This is a genomic window from Geobacillus uzenensis (assembly GCF_002217665.1).
In the GTDB taxonomy this organism is placed as follows: Bacteria; Bacillota; Bacilli; order Bacillales; family Anoxybacillaceae; genus Geobacillus; species Geobacillus subterraneus.
This window is the reverse complement of record NZ_NEWL01000006.1, coordinates 333,894-353,714: the sequence shown is the minus strand read 5'-3', so window position 1 is coordinate 353,714 and position 19,821 is coordinate 333,894. Positions and strand designations below refer to the sequence as shown.

Here is a 19,821-nt window from a genome sequence, read left to right as displayed (position 1 = left end):
TTTTTTGTCGATATTAGAGCGGTTTCGTCGGTGTCGGTTCGGCGTAGCCTTCTTTATATTTTTCGTCGATCATATGCCGGATGTCTTTGATCGATTTCCCTTGGTCATAAGCGGCGATCGACTCAGCGGCGATCTCTAGGCAGACGCCGCATTTTGTCGCGTGGTCATCCCAAACGACTGCTCCGTCTTGTTTATTTTCATGGACGAAACAGTCGTAATTGTTTTGATGCCCGGCTGATTCGCCGCAGCCGCAATAGCACGGGATGTTCTCGAGCAGTTCGCGGTGCTCGGCGGCTTGTTGGTACAACACGGCCATTTCTTCCTCGAACGCGCCTAAAAAGCTTGGCAAATGCTCAACCGATTTCGTTGTCTCACGAATATCGCCAGCAGCGGTTTTCGTCATATGCGAATGGCTTTGTTCGTGGCTGCTGTCATCAGCACAGCCTGACAATAGAACGCTAAGCGACAACAGGCATGCTGCAATCTGTGTCGGACGTTTCAATCTTCTTCTCCCTTTCTTTCCTTATTTCATAGTTTGAATGTATCACACTTTGCGCCAGGCGGCAACGGACTTGCTGTCAGGCGCGCTCTTGCCTGGCATAGGAATGTCCAAGCAATTCATCCAGATCATCGGTTTTGTGCCCGGGTGCTTTGTGGGAATACGGGAGTAGGGAACAAAGAGGAAGGCTGTGCAGAAGATTCGGTATGCAATCTTTCGCACAGCCTTTACGTAAGATTATTGTTCCTGCAAGAAATATTTCTCAATATCGTCCAGCATCAGATGGGCAGCGAGCACACCGCCAGCCGTGTTCCAAATCGTGTCGCTCACTTTGTACACCTTGCCTTGTTTCGCGACGTTTAAGTTTTGAAAGAGCGGATCGTTAATCCATTCTTTTTCGATTTCGCTTGCTTTGCCGTCACCTGTTTCATATGTAAAATAGAACAGGATGTCGCCGTCCATGGCCGGGATGCGTTCTTTCGTCACGCCGGTTTCCGCGAAGTCGTTCACGTTTTGCGATTCCGGGCGGGCGAAGCCGAGTTGGTCCAAAATGACGCCGGAGAACGAGTCTTTATGGTAGATGCGGACGTCACCAGCCATAAAGCGGACGACCGACACTTTCATCTTCAGCTTGTCGCCGAGTTTCGCTTTTAAGTCCTCAATGCGCTTGTCGTATTCAGCAATGACCTGTTTCCCTTTCTCTTCTTGGTTCACCGCTTTCGCATAGAGCATAAAGTTGTCTTTCCAGTTGCCGCGCAGCGTTTCAGCGAACACGGTTGGAGCGATTTGTTTCAACTGTTCATAAATTTTTTCATGACGCATTTTGTTGCCGATGATTAAGTCTGGTTTTAAAGCAGCGATCGCTTCAACGTTCGGCTCCGATTCCAAACCAAGCTCTTTGACGCCATCCATTTTGTCTTTAATGTGGTCATACCACGGATCACCGGTCCACGATTTGACGGCGCCGACCGGTTTCACGCCTAGCGCAAGCAGCGCTTCCGTTCCTTCGTTCGTTAAAATGACGACTCGTTTTGGCGTCCCTTTGATTTCTGTCGTGCCCATGGCGTGTTCGACCGTGTAGCTTTCTTCCGCTTTCGGTTCATTGCTTTCCTTCGGTTTGGCCGTTTCTTCCTGTTTTCCGCCGCAGCCGGCGAGAAGAAGGAGAGAAAGGATGAAGGCGGAAAGAAGAGTGAGGTGTTTCCGTTTCACAGTGAAATCCCCCTTTGGTGTTGATAATGAGTTTCATTTACGCTAATATAATAAATAACAGTGATAATCATTGTCAATAAAAAAATGAAAAAATCATGAGAATATCATAAAAAGACGGTAAAAAATATTGACGATGAGAGTCATTATCAAATAGACTTAACGGTAGATATATAATTAATGAAGCAAGGGAGATCTCAGGAGAATGTTAGCAACGAACCGTCAAAAAGCGTTTGGCCTCATTGGGCTGTTCATCTTGCTTCTTACCGCCATGTGGATGAGCGTTGTGTACGGGTATACTGATACGAACTGGCGGCAGGCGATAGCCGCCTTGATCGACAACAACGGTTCGAACGCCCATTTAGTTGTGGCGACGGTCCGGTTGCCGCGGGCGCTCATTGCCGCGGCGGTCGGCGCGAGCCTAGCGATGGCCGGGGCGCTCATGCAAGCGCTGACGCGAAACCCGCTCGCTTCGCCGGGCATTTTTGGTATTAATGCCGGGGCTGGCTTTTTCATTGTCGTGATGGTTACGTTTTTTTCCATCTCTTCATTGCAAATGTTGTCATGGGTCGCGTTTATTGGGGCGGCGGCCGCGGCGGCGATCGTGTTTGTGATCAGCGCCGCAGGGAAAGACGGGCTGACACCGCTGAAGATGACGCTTGCCGGCACAGCAGTCGCTGCCTTATTTGCCTCGTTGACGCAAGGGATGTTGGCAATGAACGAAAAGGCGCTCGAAGAAGTGCTCTTTTGGCTGGCCGGGTCAGTCGCCGGCAGGAAGCTGGAGCTATTGGCCGCCGTTTTTCCGTATTTGGCCGCCGCCTGGCTCGGAGCCATGCTGTTGGCGCGCCATGTCAACATTTTGATGATGGGAGACGATGTAGCAAAAGGACTTGGGCAGCGGACGAATGTGATCAAGGCCGCCGCCGCCCTGTTAGTCGTGCTGCTCGCCGGCGGCTCGGTCGCTGTTGCCGGTCCGATCGGCTTTATCGGCATTATGGTGCCGCATATGGCGCGGGCGCTGGCCGGCATAGACCACCGCTGGCTGCTTCCGTACTGCGCCTTGCTTGGCGGAATTTTGCTTTTGGCTGCTGATATTGGGGCGCGTTATGTGCTCATGCCGCGCGAAGTGCCAGTCGGCATTGTCACCGCATTGATCGGCGTTCCGTTTTTCGTCTACATTGCCCGCAGGGGGATCACTGCAAAATGAAAAAATACGTCACTGTCCGGATGGGAAGCTATGTATCGTTTTTCTATGACAAAAAAGCGGCTGTCGTGATCGCCGCGTTCGGGGCGGCGGCGGTTCTGCTTTTTCTTATCAGCATCGGCAGCGGGGAGATGCGCATTTCGCCGTTGGAAGCGGCCGCTGCGCTGCTTGGCTATGGAGAGGAAATTCATCAGACGGTCATTTTGACGTTTCGACTGCCGCGCGTGTTGGTTGCCTGGCTAGCTGGAATGGCGCTTGCCGCAGCGGGCGCGATTTTGCAAGGGATGGTGCGCAATCCGCTCGCTTCGCCGGATGTGCTCGGCATTACCGGCGGAGCGGCGGCCGCGGTCGTCGCTTTTTTGGCGCTGTTTAGTGATGAAAACAACTCCCTCACCGTCAGCATCCACTGGCTGCCGCTCGCGGCCTTTTTGGGGGCTACGGCCGCCGCCTGGTTCGTGTATATGCTGGCGTGGAAAAACGGCCTCGCCCCGCTTCGGCTCGTGCTGATCGGCATCGGCATTTCCGCGCTGATGCAGGCGTTGACAACGTTATTGATGATCGTCGGGCCGATTTACCGGGCGAGCCAGGCGAACGTTTGGATCACCGGCAGCGTATATGGCGCATCTTGGCAACACGTCTCGTTCATGGCGCCATCGATCATCGGGCTGCTCCTTATGGCCATGCTCGCAGCCCGACACGTCAACGTGCAGGAGTTAGGAGGCGAGCTGGCGATTGGGCTTGGCAGTGCAGTCGAACGGCAACGGCTAGGGCTTGTGCTGCTGAGCACAGCGCTCACTGGGGGAGCGGTCGCCTTTGCCGGCGGCATCGGATTTGTTGGGTTGATGGCGCCGCATATGGCGCGCCGGCTTGTTGGTTCGGCGTTTGGTGCGCTGCTTCCGACGGCTGCGCTGTTAGGCGGCGTGTTAGTCATGGGAGCGGATCTCGCCGGGCGAATGCTGTTAGCGCCGACAGAAATTCCAGCGGGCGTATTTACCGCCGCCCTTGGCGCGCCATATTTTATTTATTTATTGTATCAAAGCCGGAAGGCATAAATGAAGGAGGGGGCAAGCATGCACGCGCTTCAGACGAAAGAATTGACTTTATCATATGGGGGAACGCTGATTATTGATCGGCTGCATTTAACGATTCCAAAAGGGAAAGTGACGGTGTTGATCGGCGCGAACGGTTGCGGCAAGTCGACGTTGCTGCGCGCCTTGGCCCGTCTGCTAAAGCCGGCAGGCGGCGCCGTCTTGCTTGATGGAAAAGAGATTGCCAAACAGCCGACCAAGGAAATCGCCCGCCGGTTGGCCATTTTACCGCAGTCGCCTGTCGCTCCGGAAGGGCTGACCGTGCTGCAGCTCGTCAAGCAAGGGCGTTACCCATACCAAACGTGGCTTAAGCAATGGAGCGAAGAAGATGAGCGTGCCGTTGCGCGCGCTTTGGCGGCGACCGGGCTGACAGAGCTCGCCGAGCGGCCGGTTGATTCGCTTTCCGGCGGACAGCGCCAGCGCGCATGGATCGCCATGACGCTGGCGCAAGAAACGGACATCATCTTGCTTGACGAGCCGACGACGTATCTTGATTTGGCACATCAAATTGACATTTTAGATTTATTGTTTGAGCTGAATGAAAAAGAACGGCGGACGATCGTCATGGTGCTCCACGACTTAAACTTGGCCTGCCGCTATGCGCATCATCTCGTCGCCATTCGCGACAAGGCAGTGTACGCCGAAGGGAGACCGGAAGACGTCATTTCCCGCCAGCTCGTAAAAGATGTGTTTCAGATGGACTGCCAAATTACGTACGATCCGCTCTTTGGCACCCCGCTTTGCATCCCGTACGGAAAAGGGCGGCGCATCCTACAGAAAGAAGGCGTATCGTGATGAGGTTAAGCGAAGAAGAAGTCAAAGCGTTGGAAACGTACCGTTTTTCAAGCGAAGCTGCTGATGTCTCGTCATCGATGTTGTTTGCCTGGCTGGTTCATGATGACGAACAGCTCGCTAAGTATGTCGCGCACGTGCGTGATGAGATGGGGGCGGCGAATGACGCCGTTGCGGCGTCGATGCTTGTCAAGCGTCTAAGCTTTTTAGCGCCGATGGCTTTATACGCCATGTCGGCATGGAACAAGCGGCTTGTGCTCGAGCCTGGGCGCATTTGGCTTGATACGGACGGTGAAGGAGAGACCTGGATGCCGCGCTTTCGCCTTGCGCCGCCGGAAGCGGAGATGTGCGGCATTGAGCGCAGCGGTTGGCGCGAGCAGGCCGTTCGCGACGTGTTCGCCGGTTTGTTCGCTCCGCTCATCGCCCGGTTGCGGCGTCTGACGCGCATCTCGCCCCTCATCTTATGGGAAAATGTCGCCATTTATGTGTATTGGGTATATGAACGTTGGTTAGAGGATGAGTCGCTTGCCCCGGTCGCCGATCGGCTGCGGGACGATTTCCGCTTTCTCGTTCATGAAGCTGATGGCCGCCTGTTTGGCCAAAAGGACAATCCGCTCCGCCGCTTCTTTAAAGGAGCGAGCGGCATGCAACGGACGACGTGCTGCCTTTACGTCCAAACAAAAGGGGGAACGTGCTGCCAAACGTGTCCGCTCAAAGCCCGCCAGCGGCAAACGGGGTGACTGCCGGCCGCTAGCGGGCAGTTTCATGTTTTTGGCAAAACTTTTGCAAAATTTGTTGATTTTTGCTCGTGTTTTCGTAAAAATGGAAGTGAGGGTCACGGTATATTTCGATTAATGGCGAGGTAACCATCGCATGGACAAGTATACGGCCTTTTTCCATCACTTCACAGAAGCAGTCGTTATCTTGAATTGGCAAGGCGTCATCATTTATCAAAATCCAGCCTTTGGCCGTCTGGCCCTGAGCCGGGACGAGAAAAAGGCGCTCGCCGCTGAGGGACGAGCGTTGGCCGAGCGGATGAAAGAACAGAAGGTCGCTTTTCAGGTTGAATTGCCCGGCGGCGCTTTTGTCGCCGTCATGTCGCCAATCATCGACGAGCGCAGCCAACCGGCGGCCATGCTATGCGTTCTGCGCCGCCAAGCCTCAGTGGATGGGTTGCAAGCGCGGCTTGCCGAAGCGGAGCGGCGCCTGCAGCTGATCGTCGAACATTCGAGCGACTATGTCTTGATTTTTTCCCGCCATCGGGAATTATCGTATATCCCGCCGTCATGGAAGCGAAAAACAAACAAGCGCCCTCCGGTCTCATACGATGAGGTGTTGGCGTTTGTCCACCCCGATGACGTGCCGGTCGTAACCCAAAAACTGGATGAGCTGTATGATACATACGAGGCGCAAACGGCAGAGTTCCGCAAGCGAGACGGGCATGGCGAATGGGTTTGGATGGAGGCGCAAGGAAAAGCGATCGTCGATGAAGCAGGCGTGCTTGACTGCGTCATTGTCACGGTAAAAAATATTAGCGAGCGGAAGCAGTATGAGGAAAAGCTGCGTCAGCTTGCCTACTTTGACTCACTCACCGGCATCGCCAACCGCAGCTATTTCGAGCGGCATATCGATGAGTTGATCGCGAGCGGTACGCCGTTTGCCCTATGCTATTTAGATTTTGACAAATTTAAATGGATCAATGACCATTTTTCTCATCAAGCCGGCGATTATTTTTTGCGCGAGGCGGTGAAACGCGTTAGGCAGGCGCTGCGTCATGGTGATTTTTTCGCGCGCGTCGGCGGCGATGAGTTTGTTCTCTTGTTGCCAAACATCACGAAAACGGAGATGACCGCCTTGGCCGAGCGGCTTGTCAGCTCGTTTCATGAGCCGTTTTATTACGACAAACAGCTCATCCAATCGACCTTATCGATCGGCATCGCTTTTTTCACGAAAGACAGCGACCGGATCGAGCAAGTGATGAAATACGCCGATCAGGCGCTGTATGAGGTGAAGGAGCGGGGACGGAACGGCTATGCCTTTTATCGGCCGACGGAACATCGGCATGCGGTGATTGAGCAAGATTTGCCGTTTGCTATTATGCGCGGGCAGTTTTATTTATGCTATCAGCCGAAAGTGAGGCTTGCCAAAGGCCGGGCAATGGGCGTTGAGGCGCTGTTGCGCTGGCGCCACCCGGCGCTTGGCGACATTCCGCCGCTTGATTTCATCCCGCTGGCTGAAGAGAGCGGCTTTATTTTTGAAATTACGCTATGGGTGTTGGAACGGGCGTGCCGCCAAGTGAAAGAATGGGAAAGAAAATTTCCCGGACTGAAGTTAGCGGTCAATTTATCGCCGTTTTTGCTCAACCGCCCCGAACTTGTCGAGCATGTGAAGCGCATTTTGCGCGAGACGGGGCTAGCGCCTGATCGGCTCATTTTAGAAGTGACAGAAAGCGGGCTGATGGAAAACATTGAGACAGGAAGACACATTTTAACCGAACTGCAGCGACTTGGTGTACAGGCGGCGATCGATGACTTTGGCACCGGTTTCTCTTCGCTCGCGTATATCCGCAATTTGCCGGTGTCGCTGTTGAAAATTGATCGCAGTTTTATTCAAGGCATTGCGGAAAATTCGAAAGATGCGACGATTGTCGATACGATCATTCATTTAGCCAAAAGTTTGGATATTGAAGTGTTGGCGGAGGGAGTCGAGACGGAGTCGCAAGTGGCGCTTCTGTCGCAAATGGATTGCGACTACGCGCAAGGATTTTATTTCAGCCGTTCGCTTGAAGCGGAAAAGCTGCAACAATGGCTAGAAGAACACAACCGCAACGCTTGCGGCGAACCGCCGGCGTAGCCGATCATTTCCGTTCATTCTTTTCCTCGTTTTGCCGCACACTAACATTGAGCATGGGCAAAGAGGAGGAAAAGAAGATGGAATTTGTGCCAAGAAGCGTCGTGATCGACGAGTTTATCGACACGCTTGAGCCGATGATGGAAGCGTATGGCCTCGACCAAGTCGGCATTTTTGAAGAGCATGGTGAAGGCAATCGCTATTATATCGGTTATACGATCAACAAAGACGACGAGATGATCACCATTCACATGCCGGCACGTTTGCATGGGTCAAAAGTGATGGTGGTTGCTCCGCATTACACCTCTTTGACATGTCCAAAGTGTGGTCATACGGAAAAAGCCAATCGAAAGAAACGTACACACACCTTTTGTTGTCGAACATGCGGATATACCTCAAACGATGACCGCATTGGTGCTATGAACCTTCAACGAAAAGGAATAGAGTACATCGTTGAAGGAACGACACAGGCATGACCTGCGTCGTTGGGCAGCTGTCAACCTGCCCCTGATGCAACCCCAAGTCAAGGAAGGAGGACGAAGTCCGCTCGTACTTCTGGGGAGTTGCAAGCCCCCACTTCAAGTGTTAGCGAAGTGGGGGTAGTTGACTAACGACAAGCGGCCGGGCTCGGCCGCTTTTTCGCCATCGAAAGGGAGAGGAACATGATTGCGGAACTTCAGATCGCAGATGAGAAAACGGCCGCTATGGTGCTGCGCCTGCAGCGGCGCGCGTATGCGATCGAGGCGCAGCTCATCAGCAGCACAGCGCTCCCGCCGCTTCACGATACGATCGCTTCTCTGCAACGATGTGGCGAGCGCTTTTTTGGCTAGCTTGCCTGAGCGGGCGGTTGAATGATCGATAGATGAATAGAGAGGAGAAGCAAAGGAACACATGGGGACAACCTTGTATTTGACCAGACATGGGGAAACGAAGTGGAACGTCGAAAAGCGGATGCAAGGATGGCAAGACTCGCCGCTCACGGAAAAAGGGCGGCAAGACGCCATGCGGCTTGGAAAGCGGCTTGAAGCGGTGGAATTGGCCGCGATTTACACAAGCACAAGCGGCCGGGCGCTGGAAACGGCCGAGCTCGTCCGCGGCGGGCGGCTCATTCCGATCTATCAAGACGAGCGGCTGCGCGAGATTCGTCTTGGCGATTGGGAAGGCAAGACGCATGACGAGATCCGGGAAATGGATCCGATCGCGTTCGACCATTTTTGGAACGCCCCCCATCTGTACGCTCCACAGCGTGGCGAGCGGTTTTGCGACGTGCAACAGCGGGCGCTTGAAGCGGTGCGGCGCATCATCGAGCGGCACGAGGGAGAAACGGTGTTAATCGTCACCCACGGCGTCGTGCTGAAAACGCTTGTGGCGGCGTTCAAGGGCGCGCCGCTTGACCAGCTGTGGGCGCCGCCGTATATGTACGGCACGAGCGTGACGATTGTGGAGGTGAATGCGGACGTGTTTCACCTGGTTGTGGAAGGCGATGTTTCCCATCTAGAAGAAGTCAAGGAAGTATAGATAGGGAAGAAGGATGGAGAATTGGAGGCGGCGCTGTTTCTTCGGTTCATCGCCATAATATGCGCTTGGCCAATCGGATCGGTTTCTTGCGCCATCATGCAACCTCATTCATGATTCAAGAAATGGATGAAAGCTATGAGTGGGCGCCTTCCAGTACAACGTTTGGTGAAGAACTGCTTTTTCTTATCAAGTCTAGTTGTCCAAAAAAACAGCCCCGTTTTCCTCGATCGGGAAGCGGGGCTGCGCCGTTTATACGAGCCCGAGCCATCTCGCCAGCTGTGCGGTCGTAAAGGTGACCGCAATGGCAATCGCTGTCGGCAAGGCAAAGGCGACGAACGTCCATTTTGCGCTTTTCGTTTCTTTGTAAATGTTGACGAGCGTCGTGCCGCATGGGTAGTGAAGCAAGGAAAACAGCATCATATTGAGGGCGGTGAGCCACGTCCAGCCGTGGTCGAGCAAAAGTTGTTTAAGAGAATGCAGACCATCGGCTTCGATGAGCGCCCCCGCGGATAAATAGCCCATCAGCAAAATCGGCACGACAATTTCATTGGCTGGCAAGCCTAAAACGAACGCCATCAAAATGTAGCCATCCAATCCCAATGATTGGGCAAATGGGTCAAGCCAGTGGGCGAAAGCGGCCAGCGCGGTTGTGTCGCCGATATGAAGATTGGCGAGAATCCATGTGATTACGCCGGCTGGCGCCGCAACCGTTACCGCCCGTTTCAGCACATAAAGTGATTTGTCGAGGGTGGCCCGGATGATCGTCTCCATGATTTTCGGGCGTCGGTACGGCGGCAGCTCCAGCGTGTAATGGGTCGGAATGCCGCGCAAGGCCGTCTTGGATAAGACCCATGAAACGGTCAACGTGACGACGATGCCAAACAACACCATGGCGACGACCACACCTGCTGTCACGAACGTGTTCCATCCACCTGTATAGCCGGCTGCCATAAATAAGGAAGAAAGCAAAATCAGCGTTGGCCAACGTCCGTTGCACGGGACGAAGTTGTTCGTCAAAATCGCGAGCATCCGCTCGCGCGGCGATTCGATAATGCGCGTCGACATGATGGCCGCCGCGTTGCAGCCGAAGCCCATGGCCATCGTCAGCGATTGTTTGCCATGCGCTCCCGCTTTTTGAAACAAGCGATCCATGTTGAAGGCGACACGGGGCAAGTAGCCGTAGTTTTCGAGCAACGCGAATACGGGAAAGAAAATGGCCATCGGCGGCAGCATCACGCTGACAACCCAAGCCGTGCCTCTGTATAGACCAAGCACAAGGAGGCCGTGCAGCCAGTCGGGGGCGTGCATCGCTTGAAACGCCATGGTGAGATACGTTTCGATCGTTCCGAACAAGCGGGCGAGCGAATCGGAAAAGACGTTGGCGCCGGCGATTGTCATGTACAGGACAGCGGCGAGCAGCGCCAGCATAATCGGAAATCCCCACCGCTTCGACGTGACGATGCGGTCAATTTGTTCCGTTCGATCGCGTTTTGCGGCCGCTGTATGCGTGACACATTCTTGAGAAAGCGCAGCGGACGTTTGGAAAATGGCAGACACGATCTGTTCACGCGTGTCAGCCGGTGCTAATGACTTGGCTTCGTTCATGAGCTGGTCAAACTGATTTGACAGATCCGCAGCAGGCATACGCGTTCCCCTCCTTGATCAATCGTTGCGGCGGTTGTTTCAGCGCTTGAAGCAGCGATGCATCACCGTCAAGGAGACGAAGAGCGATCCAGCGAGCAGGATGCGTGTCACCCATCAGTTCCTTGACAAGGGGCAAGAGCTTGGCAATGCCTCGTTCGATTTCCGGACTGTACCGGATGGAAAGCGGGGTGGTGTGAATGCGGCCATGCGCCATGGCATCCACCGCATCAAGCAGTGCATCGATTCCTTCCCGGTTGCGGGCCGAAATCGGCACGACCGGCACACCGAGTTTGGCAGCCAATTTTTTTGTGTTGATGTGAAAGCCTTTCTTTTTCGCTTCATCCATCAAATTGATGGCGACAATGGCCCGATCGGTCATTTCCAATACTTGAAGCGCTAGATTCAAGTTGCGTTCTAATGCCGTCGCATCGACGACAACGACCGTGACGTCAGGACGTTGAAACAGAAGAAAATCGCGCGCCACCTCTTCATCGGCTGAATTGGAATAGAGCGAATACGTTCCCGGCAAGTCGACGATCCGGTACAATGCGCCGCGGTGGCGGCATTCTCCTTCCGCATGAGTGACCGTTTTCCCGGGCCAGTTGCCGGTATGTTGGCGCAGGCCCGTTAAGACATTGAACAACGTGCTTTTGCCGGTGTTCGGATTTCCCATTAGGGCAACTGTATACGTCCTATCAGTCATGGTGAATCTTCTCCCCGTAAATATAGTCGCTTTCTTCTTTCCTTAATGCGATCGTCGTTCCACAAACGCGATAGGCGGTCGGGTCGCCAAGCGGGCTTCTTTGTCCAACCTTCACTTCCCCGCCGGGTACAAATCCCAAATCGAGCAACCGCCTTTTTAACACAGGATCAGGAACATCAACCTTTTCGATGCGAAAGCGATCACCCGGTTTCGTATCGGAGAGGCGGCAGTGTTTTGCTTTTGCCATAAAAGTTTCCCTCCGGTTAATATTTTTTGTTAAGGACATTTTTTTGGATTAGACCAACTTTTGAATTTATCATATTCCAGTTGCCTCGCTGTTGTCAACCCATTTGCTTCTTCTTTTTCTGACAGAGTTGTCGAACCGACAACTATTCAAAACAGTAGGAAATCATGTTATCATATGAATAGTCTGAACAAACTATTGGCAGAAAGGCGGTGACGGCGTCCATTGACGCACGATCAAATGAAAGCGATTACGGAAGGGACGATCCTTTGGCAACCAACAAACGAGCAAGTCAAACAGTCCAACATTCAGCGGTATATGGACTGGCTGAAAGAACATAAAGGGCTGTCGTTTGCCTCGTACCGCCAGCTATGGACATGGTCAGTCGAACAGCTTGAACAGTTTTGGGAAACGGTTTGGGAATATGCCGGTGTGCAGGCAGCGACACCGTACGAATGTGTGCTGCGGGAGCGGAAGATGCCGGGGGCGGAATGGTTTCCCGGGGCGACGCTCAACTATGCGAAACATGTATTCCGTCATGCGCGCGCTGACCGACCGGCGCTGATTTTCCGCTCTGAGCGCGTCCCGTATCGGGAAGTGTCGTGGCAGGAGCTGGCCGAAAAGACAGCGGCGATCGCCCAAGCGCTGCGGGAAATGGGGGTGAAGCGCGGCGACCGCGTTGTCGCCTATATGCCGAATATTCCAGAGACGGTGATGGCGTTTTTGGCTTGCGCCTCGATTGGCGCCATTTGGTCAAGCTGCTCACCCGACTTTGGCGCCGGCAGCGTCATCGACCGGTTCGTGCAAATCGAGCCGACCGTGTTGTTTGCCATCGATGGCTGCCAATACAACGGCAAAGAGTTTGACAAAATGCCGGTCGTTTCGGAGTTGCGCGCCAAGCTGCCGTCATTGAAAAAGACGGTGCTGCTTCCGTATTGGCGCGAACAACTCGAAGCGCCCGGTGACGGGGTGGTGCTGTGGGACGATGTCGTCGCCAATAAGGCGAAGCTTGTCTATGAAGACGTTCCGTTTAACCACCCGCTTTGGGTTTTGTATTCTTCGGGGACGACCGGTTTGCCAAAGCCAATCGTCCAAGGGCATGGCGGCATTTTGCTCGAACATTTGAAAGCGCTGTCGATTGCCGATAACTTGACGCCAGAGAGCACATTTTTCTGGTTCACGACGACCGGATGGATGATGTGGAACTTTTTGATCGGCGGGTTGCTCGCTGGGGCGACCGTGGTGCTCTATGACGGCAGCCCGACGTACCCGGATGGCAACGTCTTATGGGAACTCGCAGAGAAAGCGGGGATCACCCATTTTGGCACGAGCGCGGCGTTTATTAACGTCTGCATGAAGCTCGGCCTCAAACCGAAAGAGCACTATGACCTATCGAAGCTTGAGGCCGTGCTTTCGACCGGCTCACCGCTCACGGTTGAAGGGTTTGCCTGGGTGTATGAAAATGTGAAGGATGACATTTGCCTGGCATCGTGCAGCGGCGGAACGGATGTGTGTACCGCGTTTGTCGTCGGTTCGCCGATTTTGCCGGTGCGCGCCGGCGTCCTCTCGTGCCGTGCGCTTGGCGCTGATGTACAAGCATTTGATGAAAACGGCCAGCCGCTTGTGAATGAGGTCGGTGAACTCGTCATTACGAAGCCCATGCCATCGATGCCGCTCTTTTTCTGGAACGACCCGGACGGCGAGCGGTACCGGAACAGCTATTTCGACACGTATCCGGGCGTCTGGAAGCACGGCGATTGGATTAAGATTGATGAACAAGGCGGCTGCGTCATTTACGGCCGCTCCGACTCAACGATCAACCGCGCCGGCGTCCGCATGGGCACGAGTGAAATTTACCGCGCCGTCGAAGCGGTCGACGGGGTGCTTGAGAGCCTTGTCGTCGATTTAGAAATGATGGGCAAGCAATCGTTCATGCCGCTGTTTGTCGTCCTCAAGCCGGGCGTGGCGCTCGATGATGAGCTGAAAGAACGCATCCGCCAGTCGATCCGGCAGCATGTCTCGCCGCGCTTTATTCCGGACGACATTTACGAGGTAAAGCAAATCCCGAAAACGTTAAACGGAAAGAAAATGGAAATTCCGATCCGCAAGCTGCTCTTAGGTTTCCCGCTCGAAAAAGCGGTCAACCCAGGCTCGATGGCCAATCCGGAGGCGCTCGACTTTTTCCTCGAACTGGCAAAAACATTGGCAGCGAAATCAAAAACGAGCTGAACTCTTTTCCGAAACGGAGCGAAAGGTTGTTATTAAGTAGATGGGCTTAATAACAACCTTTCTGTTTGTCGAAAGACCATAAGCAAGGGGGACAGGGGCTATGGATGAAAGCAAGCGGCAAAGGCTGATGAAAAAAATTGAAAGCCATTTGCGAACGACAGCGCGAAAACTCGTCAAGTTTAATACAGAAGGAGAAGCGCTGCAATACTTAGTGACTTCATTTCGGGCGGAGCTGGAATGTGACTTGATCGCCATCGTGTTAAAGGAAGGGGATGATGTCGTACCGACATTGTATCAGGGCGATTTCCGCCGTGGGATTTCTCATCCGCCCATCGCGATTACCAGCTGCCTGCCGCGTCTGTTTGAAGGGAGCACGACGTTTCAAGAGGTGGATGAAGCGTGCACATGCCGATTGATTGACTTATTGAGAAGAAATGGGATCAAAACGTGGTTTAGCGTTCCAATTAAAGATGAAGAAAACGAATACGGCATTTGTATGATCGGTTTTCGGCGCTATGTTTCGCTGCTGGCCGAGGCGCGGCAACTGTTTGACGATTTCGGCGAGGATGTCGCCCTAGCCATTACGGTCGCCAAGAAAAACGAAAGTCAGCGGCGAAAAATGGTTGGCCTCGAGTGGCTTGCGCAACACTTTTCGCTCGATACGCCGCTTGAGCGGTTTGTTGAAAAAATCGTCGAGCGGGCCGGAAAAGGGACGAACGCGGGCGGTGCCTGTATGTATTTGTACCGGGAAGAAGACGATAGCTTTGTGTTTCATCCTCCTGCGTATGGCAAAGTCAGCGGCCCGCAGCAAATTATGATGAAAAATAACTACCGGGTAAGCGACTATTTTCCCTTTTTAGAGAAACCGGGCGGGGATCAGTTAACGGTTCCGCTTGTTGTCAACTTCAAAACGATCGGTGTCTTGCACGTCGAACGAAAAAACGAAGGAACATTTACGAAAGAAGATGTAGGAATTTTAGACATGCTGGCTAATTACGTTGCCGTCATGCTAGAAAATGTCCGGCTGTATCAGCAGGAACGGGATCATACCCATCGCCTCCGTCTTCTCCTTCAATATCAACAAAAATTGATGAAAGAGACGATCCGGTATGAAAACTTTCATGGCATTACGAAAACATTCAGCCAAATGTTTGGTAAAGCGGTCATTGTCTTTGACCGCTTTACGCGGCCGATCGCTTATGAATTGGGGCGGCTAAGCGAGCAGCAGCTGCAAGACATCGCCAACGAGGCATTAAGACAAGCCGTTGGGCAAAGCCGAATGGGGGGATATATCCTGCTTGATGGCTGGCCGGACGTTTCGCTGACGGTTTGGCCGATCAACAGCGGGGGAGACGTGGTCGGTTATTTAGCCATTGATGTGCATCCGCAAGAAATCGATGATTTTTTCCGTCTCAGCGTCGAACTGGCTCTTAATATTTTTTCCATCCAGTTTATGAAACAGAAGCTTGTTTTTGATACAAGGGAACAGCTGAAAGATAGCTTTTTGCATAAACTGTTGACCGCGGAAATCGAAGAGGAAGAGAGCATTATCCAATACGCTAATGTATTTCAGTGGAATATTTTTGATGAGCATCGCATTGCTGTCTTGCATTTGCAGTTTTCTGAATCGGAAGAGCAGGTGGATTTGTTCAAGCGGAATGTCGAGAGAACAGCGTTATGGGACCGCTTAAAAGCGCGGATCGCCATCGAAGACCCTGCTCTCTTATACGGGGCCATCGACGATCGGTATATTTTGATCGTTCCGGCAAGCAAGGAGAGGAAGCAGCCCGCGAAATATTGGAACGAGTGGCATCATCGGATCAACGAGTGGATGAAGGAGGAGGGGGCGTCTTGCCGAGCGCTTTTAGGGATCGGGGGGAGAACAACATCGATCCGTGACTATTATTTTTGCTATCAGCAGGCGGTACAGGCGTTGCAAGTCATTCTCCATAGTTTTCAAGGGACAAGCTTGGCATTTTTTGACGAGCTTGGGGCGTACACGGTATTGCACCATTTAAAAGAGCTGGAGGCGGCGAAACTGTTTGTCGACAAATATCTTGGCCCGTTGATCCGGCATTCGGCGGAACGAAACGTGGATTGGCTGCAAACGATTCGTGTCTTTCTCGATTGCAACGGCCATTTGACCGAAACCGCCGAAAAGCTGTATATTCACCGCAGCACCCTTCAATATCGGCTCGAAAAGATTGAAGAAATGCTCGGCTTCTCCTTAGGCGGGGCAGAGCAGCGGTTCAACTTGATGATGGCGTTAAAGTTGTACGATTTATATGGCCTGTCCTCCGCCAAATCGCTGAAAAGATAAGCGTGTTTTCCTGCATCATGCAGGTATTTTTTTATATTCACCTTTTTTATAATTAATAGCAAAGATAATATAGAAAATTCAAAAAATAAAGGAGGATTTGACGAATGGTAGCAACGATCGGAGTCGTGGGAGCCGGTACGATGGGAGGCGGCATCGCCAATTTAGCTGCGTTGTCAGGATTTAATGTCATTTTAGTAGACATCGACGAGCATACGCTGCAAAAAGCGCGCTCGCGAATGGAAGCATTTATGGATAAAAGCGTGGCCAAAGGGAAGCTGACCGCCGAGCAAAAACATGAGGCGCTAGAACGGGTGAAGGGATCGATCAGCTTGCAGGACATGAAGCAGGCGGATGTCATTATTGAGGCGGTCATCGAAAACATGGAGGTGAAAAAAGAAGTTTTTTCACAATTGGACAACATTGCACCAGAACACGCCATCCTAGCGACGAACACATCATCGATGTCCATCACAGAAATCGCTTCTGCCACCAACCGTCCAAGCCAAGTCGTTGGCATGCATTTTTTCAATCCCCCGCAGCTGATGAAACTCGTCGAAGTAGTACGCGGATACAAAACGAGCGATGAAACAGTGGAGCAGGTGAAAGAGCTCGCCCGGAAACTGAAAAAAGAGCCGGTTGAGGTGAAAAAAGATTCCCCGGGGTTCATCGTCAACCGCATTATGATTCCGCAGTTTATCGAAGCGATTCGCCTCGTCGAGGAGGGAGTGGCTTCGATGGAAGACATCGATAAAGCAGTGACGCTCGGTTTGAACTACCCGATGGGGCCGTTTACGTTGCAAGATTTCGCCGGAGTCGATATCGGCCTTCATGTTATGGACTATTTTTACGAAGAGTTTAAGGACGATCGGTTTGCCGCTCCTTTATTGCTCAGACAGCTTGTCCGGGCAGGAAGGCTCGGCCGAAAAACAGGAGCCGGGTTTTATGATTACGATGATGCCCGATAAGGGTGAAACGGCGATGTTCGTTGTACGCCACCACTACGTCGCTAAACATTCTAGGAGGAGGAATGAGTTGTGAACTACGAATTTTTGCAATGTGAAATCGAAAACCGAGTGGCGGTTGTATCCATTCACCGCCCTCCGCTCAATCCGTTGAATACAAAAGTGTTTCAAGAGCTATCTGCCTTGATCGATGAGCTCGAAGCCAACCAACAAGTGGGGGCGATAGTCATTACCGGAACGGGAGAAAAAGCGTTTGTGGCCGGTGCCGATATTCATGAAATGATGGACTTGGATTTGGCCGGCATGATGGAAATGAACAAAATATCGCGAAGCGCGTTTTCGAAAATTGAAAACGCATCCCAACCGGTGATCGCGGCGGTGAACGGGCTGGCGCTCGGAGGGGGCTGCGAACTAGCGCTCGCATGCGATTTACGCATTTGTTCTGACAATGCCAAGTTTGCCTTCCCAGAGGTCAACCTCGGCATTATTCCGGGCGGCGGCGGGACGCAGCGGCTGCCGCGCATCGTCGGTCAAGGGGTGGCGAAAGAATTGCTTTATTTCGGCGAAATGATCGATGCCCAGCGGGCGCTTGCCATTCATTTGGTAAACAAAGTCGTCCCATCCGACGAACTTTTGCCGACGGCGAAAGAATGGGCCGGAAAATTGGCGCAAAAACCGGCCATTGCCATGCGCATGCTCAAAGAAGCGGTCAACACGGGAGCCAATGTTGACTTGCAGTCAGGGTTGATGGTGGAAACTGCCTGCTTTGGAAACGCCTTTGCGACCGAAGATCGAAAAGAAGGCATGCGGGCGTTTGCCGAAAAGAGAAAGCCGGTGTTTGTCGGCAAGTAATTTCGGCCGTAAGGAGAGCAACAAAACCGGTATAACTGCACACTGAATTCGGTCATCAACCGTCCTTGTGTTCAAATCAAAGGGATTGAAAAATTAAGACAGGGTGGTGTTGTGGATGACAGGAAAATCTTTCACCGTGCATGAAGTGTTAAACCGTTCCTTTCAACGGGTTTCCGAGGGGAAAGAGGTAGCGTATGACGGCTACCGACGCATGACGTATAGAGAACTAGTCGACAGTGTCGAATACATGGCTTCCGCTTTGGCGGTGTTAGGAATCCAAAAAGGGGATCGAGTGGTTGTTTGCTTGCCTAACTGGAACGAATTTATGGTCATTTACTTTAGTCTCGCCCGCCTTGGCGCCATTCTTGTTCCTTGCAATCCGCGCTACCGCACAGAAGAGTTAGTTTATATACTGGAAAATTCGAAAGCGACGGCCGCTTTTCTTATGGGTGAGTTTGGCCATATCGATATATTTACATCGCACCCGTCAGCGGGCAGCTCGCTGAAATATATTTTTACCGTACGCTTCCAACAGAAAGGATATCATTCGTTTGCTGATTTAATCGAATTAGGAAAACGTTCTCCCGCTGTTCCCTCAATCACTATCGATGCCGCAGAAGATGTCTTCGCGATTTTGTATACATCAGGTACAACAGGAAAGCCAAAAGGGGCGATGTTGACGCACCAAAATGTATTCTACTCGGCCAACGCTACGATCGAAGCCATGAAATGTACCGAGGATGACGTGTTTTTAGTCGCTGTTCCTGTTTTTCATGTGTTTGGCATGGTTCCTTCCATACTATCAGCGGTGTTATGCGGAGCGCGTCTTGTCTTTATGGAACAATATAAGGCGGAAGAAGCACTGAGGTTGATTGAACAGGAGAAGGTGACGATCCACCACGGCGTCCCGACGATGTTTATTTTAGAGTTGAACCATCCGAATTTCAGCCGGTATCAATTGTCTTCGTTGCGTACGGGCATTATCGCCGCCGCTCCGTGTCCTGAGGAAGTGGTAAGGAAAATTCGCACGCAAATGGGATGCGATGTTGTCATTTCGTACGGGCTGACAGAGACATCCGCTACTTTAACGATTACAGGCTTTGATGACAGCGATTCCGTACGTTCAGAGACGGTGGGAAAAGCGGTACCAGGGGCGGCGGTGAAAGTCGTTGATGACAACCGCCAAGAGGTGAAACCTGGTGAAGTAGGGGAGTTGGCTTGCAGAAGCTTTGGCGTCATGAAAGGATATTACGGAATGCCGGAAAAAACGAGGGAAGTGATCGATGAGGAAGGATGGTTTTATACCGGGGATTTAGCGACGATTGATGAAAACGGGTATGTGCGGATTGTAGGGCGCAAAAAGGAAATGATTATTCGCGGCGGTTACAACATTTATCCTCGGGAAATCGAAGAAATTTTCTACAAACATCCGAGTGTCATGGAGGTAGCCATCATCGGATTGCCAGACACGGTTTTAGGAGAAATCTCTTGTGCCGTCATAAAACTGCGGCCTCACTGCATAGAAGATGAGGAATCGATGAAGGCATACCTGAAAGGCAAAGTAGCCGACTATAAAGTGCCGGACCGCATTGTGTTTGTCGAAGAGCTGCCTGTCACACCGAGTGGAAAAATTAAAAAAGTAGCCCTTCGGGAAATGATGGAAGAACAATTAAAATCAACCCTTCGTTAATATGGCTGAAATGATGACGT

17 protein-coding genes and 2 pseudogenes are annotated in these 19,821 nt (G+C 52.4%); 14 read left to right on the top strand and 5 right to left on the bottom strand.

Annotated elements, in window-relative coordinates:
- Positions 1 to 13 precede the first annotated feature (13 nt).
- Positions 14 to 502 carry a PCYCGC motif-containing (lipo)protein gene (locus B9L21_RS09235; protein WP_063166127.1) on the bottom strand — a complete coding sequence of 163 codons (489 nt, stop codon included), beginning with the start codon at positions 500 to 502 and terminating at the stop codon, positions 14 to 16.
- Positions 503 to 736: 234 nt separating this feature from the next.
- Positions 737 to 1,708: an ABC transporter substrate-binding protein gene (locus tag B9L21_RS09230; protein WP_063166126.1), complete on the bottom strand. Its 972-nt coding sequence runs from the start codon at positions 1,706 to 1,708 to the stop codon at positions 737 to 739.
- A 202-nt stretch (positions 1,709 to 1,910) separates the two neighbouring features.
- Between B9L21_RS09230 and B9L21_RS09225 the strand changes: the two genes are divergently transcribed.
- From B9L21_RS09225 to B9L21_RS09190, 9 genes and pseudogenes are all read left to right on the top strand, one after another.
- Positions 1,911 to 2,912, top strand: coding sequence for a FecCD family ABC transporter permease (locus tag B9L21_RS09225; RefSeq protein WP_063166125.1), 1,002 nt, complete (start codon positions 1,911 to 1,913; stop codon positions 2,910 to 2,912).
- Positions 2,909 to 3,961: a FecCD family ABC transporter permease gene (locus tag B9L21_RS09220; protein WP_063166124.1), complete on the top strand. Its 1,053-nt coding sequence runs from the start codon at positions 2,909 to 2,911 to the stop codon at positions 3,959 to 3,961. The genes B9L21_RS09225 and B9L21_RS09220 overlap by 4 nt, the downstream gene beginning before the upstream one ends.
- Before the next feature lie 18 nt (positions 3,962 to 3,979).
- Positions 3,980 to 4,792: an ABC transporter ATP-binding protein gene (locus B9L21_RS09215; protein ID WP_063166123.1), complete on the top strand. Its 813-nt coding sequence runs from the start codon at positions 3,980 to 3,982 to the stop codon at positions 4,790 to 4,792.
- Positions 4,792 to 5,529: an IucA/IucC family C-terminal-domain containing protein gene (locus B9L21_RS09210; protein ID WP_063166122.1), complete on the top strand. Its 738-nt coding sequence runs from the start codon at positions 4,792 to 4,794 to the stop codon at positions 5,527 to 5,529. Before B9L21_RS09215 ends, B9L21_RS09210 begins: the two co-directional genes overlap by 1 nt.
- A gap of 133 nt (positions 5,530 to 5,662) precedes the next feature.
- The gene (locus B9L21_RS09205; protein ID WP_063166121.1) at positions 5,663 to 7,642 is read left to right on the top strand and encodes a putative bifunctional diguanylate cyclase/phosphodiesterase; all 1,980 of its coding nucleotides are present in this window, start codon (positions 5,663 to 5,665) and stop codon (positions 7,640 to 7,642) included.
- A 77-nt stretch (positions 7,643 to 7,719) separates the two neighbouring features.
- Positions 7,720 to 7,896, top strand: a pseudogene (locus tag B9L21_RS18195) (DUF5634 family protein); the annotation flags it as partial.
- Positions 7,897 to 8,115 (top strand): annotated as a pseudogene (locus B9L21_RS18060) (zinc ribbon domain-containing protein); the annotation flags it as partial.
- 186 nt (positions 8,116 to 8,301) lie between these two features.
- The gene (locus B9L21_RS09195) at positions 8,302 to 8,469 is read left to right on the top strand and encodes a hypothetical protein (RefSeq protein WP_225995645.1); all 168 of its coding nucleotides are present in this window, start codon (positions 8,302 to 8,304) and stop codon (positions 8,467 to 8,469) included.
- A gap of 61 nt (positions 8,470 to 8,530) precedes the next feature.
- Complete coding sequence (locus B9L21_RS09190; protein WP_063166119.1) at positions 8,531 to 9,157, top strand: histidine phosphatase family protein; 627 nt, start codon at positions 8,531 to 8,533, stop codon at positions 9,155 to 9,157.
- Positions 9,158 to 9,406: 249 nt separating this feature from the next.
- Here the strand turns inward: B9L21_RS09190 and B9L21_RS09185 are convergent, their stop codons facing one another.
- Genes B9L21_RS09185 through B9L21_RS09175 form a run of 3 tightly spaced genes read right to left on the bottom strand, consistent with a single transcriptional unit; the run spans position 9,407 to position 11,751 of the window.
- On the bottom strand, positions 9,407 to 10,801 hold the full coding sequence (locus B9L21_RS09185; protein ID WP_063166118.1) for a nucleoside recognition domain-containing protein: 1,395 nt from the start codon (positions 10,799 to 10,801) through the stop codon (positions 9,407 to 9,409).
- Positions 10,770 to 11,504 carry a FeoB small GTPase domain-containing protein gene (locus B9L21_RS09180; protein WP_063166117.1) on the bottom strand — a complete coding sequence of 245 codons (735 nt, stop codon included), beginning with the start codon at positions 11,502 to 11,504 and terminating at the stop codon, positions 10,770 to 10,772. Before B9L21_RS09180 ends, B9L21_RS09185 begins: the two co-directional genes overlap by 32 nt.
- Complete coding sequence (locus tag B9L21_RS09175) at positions 11,497 to 11,751, bottom strand: FeoA family protein (RefSeq protein WP_044744400.1); 255 nt, start codon at positions 11,749 to 11,751, stop codon at positions 11,497 to 11,499. Before B9L21_RS09175 ends, B9L21_RS09180 begins: the two co-directional genes overlap by 8 nt.
- Before the next feature lie 237 nt (positions 11,752 to 11,988).
- Here B9L21_RS09175 and B9L21_RS09170 point away from each other — a divergent pair, with 237 nt between their 5' ends.
- The 5 genes from B9L21_RS09170 (at position 11,989) to B9L21_RS09150 (ending at position 19,801) form a co-directional block, all read left to right on the top strand.
- Positions 11,989 to 13,977: an acetoacetate--CoA ligase gene (locus B9L21_RS09170; protein WP_063167363.1), complete on the top strand. Its 1,989-nt coding sequence runs from the start codon at positions 11,989 to 11,991 to the stop codon at positions 13,975 to 13,977.
- A 100-nt stretch (positions 13,978 to 14,077) separates the two neighbouring features.
- Positions 14,078 to 16,297: a helix-turn-helix domain-containing protein gene (locus tag B9L21_RS09165; RefSeq protein ID WP_063166116.1), complete on the top strand. Its 2,220-nt coding sequence runs from the start codon at positions 14,078 to 14,080 to the stop codon at positions 16,295 to 16,297.
- 104 nt (positions 16,298 to 16,401) lie between these two features.
- Positions 16,402 to 17,262: a 3-hydroxyacyl-CoA dehydrogenase family protein gene (locus B9L21_RS09160; RefSeq protein WP_063166115.1), complete on the top strand. Its 861-nt coding sequence runs from the start codon at positions 16,402 to 16,404 to the stop codon at positions 17,260 to 17,262.
- Positions 17,263 to 17,331: 69 nt separating this feature from the next.
- Complete coding sequence (locus B9L21_RS09155; RefSeq protein ID WP_063166114.1) at positions 17,332 to 18,111, top strand: enoyl-CoA hydratase/isomerase family protein; 780 nt, start codon at positions 17,332 to 17,334, stop codon at positions 18,109 to 18,111.
- A 115-nt stretch (positions 18,112 to 18,226) separates the two neighbouring features.
- On the top strand, positions 18,227 to 19,801 hold the full coding sequence (locus B9L21_RS09150) for an AMP-binding protein (RefSeq protein ID WP_063166113.1): 1,575 nt from the start codon (positions 18,227 to 18,229) through the stop codon (positions 19,799 to 19,801).
- Positions 19,802 to 19,821: the final 20 nt, after the last annotated feature.

Excerpts from the sequence above, each read along its gene's own strand:
- B9L21_RS09225 (WP_063166125.1), top strand. The coding sequence starts at position 1,911 with ATGTTAGCAACGAACCGTCAAAAAGCGTTTGGCCTCATTGGGCTGTTC.
- B9L21_RS09220 (WP_063166124.1), top strand. The coding sequence starts at position 2,909 with ATGAAAAAATACGTCACTGTCCGGATGGGAAGCTATGTATCGTTTTTC.
- B9L21_RS09215 (WP_063166123.1), top strand. The coding sequence starts at position 3,980 with ATGCACGCGCTTCAGACGAAAGAATTGACTTTATCATATGGGGGAACG.
- B9L21_RS09210 (WP_063166122.1), top strand. The coding sequence starts at position 4,792 with ATGAGGTTAAGCGAAGAAGAAGTCAAAGCGTTGGAAACGTACCGTTTT.
- B9L21_RS09205 (WP_063166121.1), top strand. The coding sequence starts at position 5,663 with ATGGACAAGTATACGGCCTTTTTCCATCACTTCACAGAAGCAGTCGTT.
- B9L21_RS09195 (WP_225995645.1), top strand. The coding sequence starts at position 8,302 with ATGATTGCGGAACTTCAGATCGCAGATGAGAAAACGGCCGCTATGGTG.
- B9L21_RS09190 (WP_063166119.1), top strand. The coding sequence starts at position 8,531 with ATGGGGACAACCTTGTATTTGACCAGACATGGGGAAACGAAGTGGAAC.
- B9L21_RS09185 (WP_063166118.1), bottom strand. The coding sequence starts at position 10,801 with ATGCCTGCTGCGGATCTGTCAAATCAGTTTGACCAGCTCATGAACGAA.
- B9L21_RS09180 (WP_063166117.1), bottom strand. The coding sequence starts at position 11,504 with ATGACTGATAGGACGTATACAGTTGCCCTAATGGGAAATCCGAACACC.
- B9L21_RS09175 (WP_044744400.1), bottom strand. The coding sequence starts at position 11,751 with ATGGCAAAAGCAAAACACTGCCGCCTCTCCGATACGAAACCGGGTGAT.
- B9L21_RS09170 (WP_063167363.1), top strand. The coding sequence starts at position 11,989 with ATGAAAGCGATTACGGAAGGGACGATCCTTTGGCAACCAACAAACGAG.
- B9L21_RS09165 (WP_063166116.1), top strand. The coding sequence starts at position 14,078 with ATGGATGAAAGCAAGCGGCAAAGGCTGATGAAAAAAATTGAAAGCCAT.
- B9L21_RS09160 (WP_063166115.1), top strand. The coding sequence starts at position 16,402 with ATGGTAGCAACGATCGGAGTCGTGGGAGCCGGTACGATGGGAGGCGGC.
- B9L21_RS09150 (WP_063166113.1), top strand. The coding sequence starts at position 18,227 with ATGACAGGAAAATCTTTCACCGTGCATGAAGTGTTAAACCGTTCCTTT.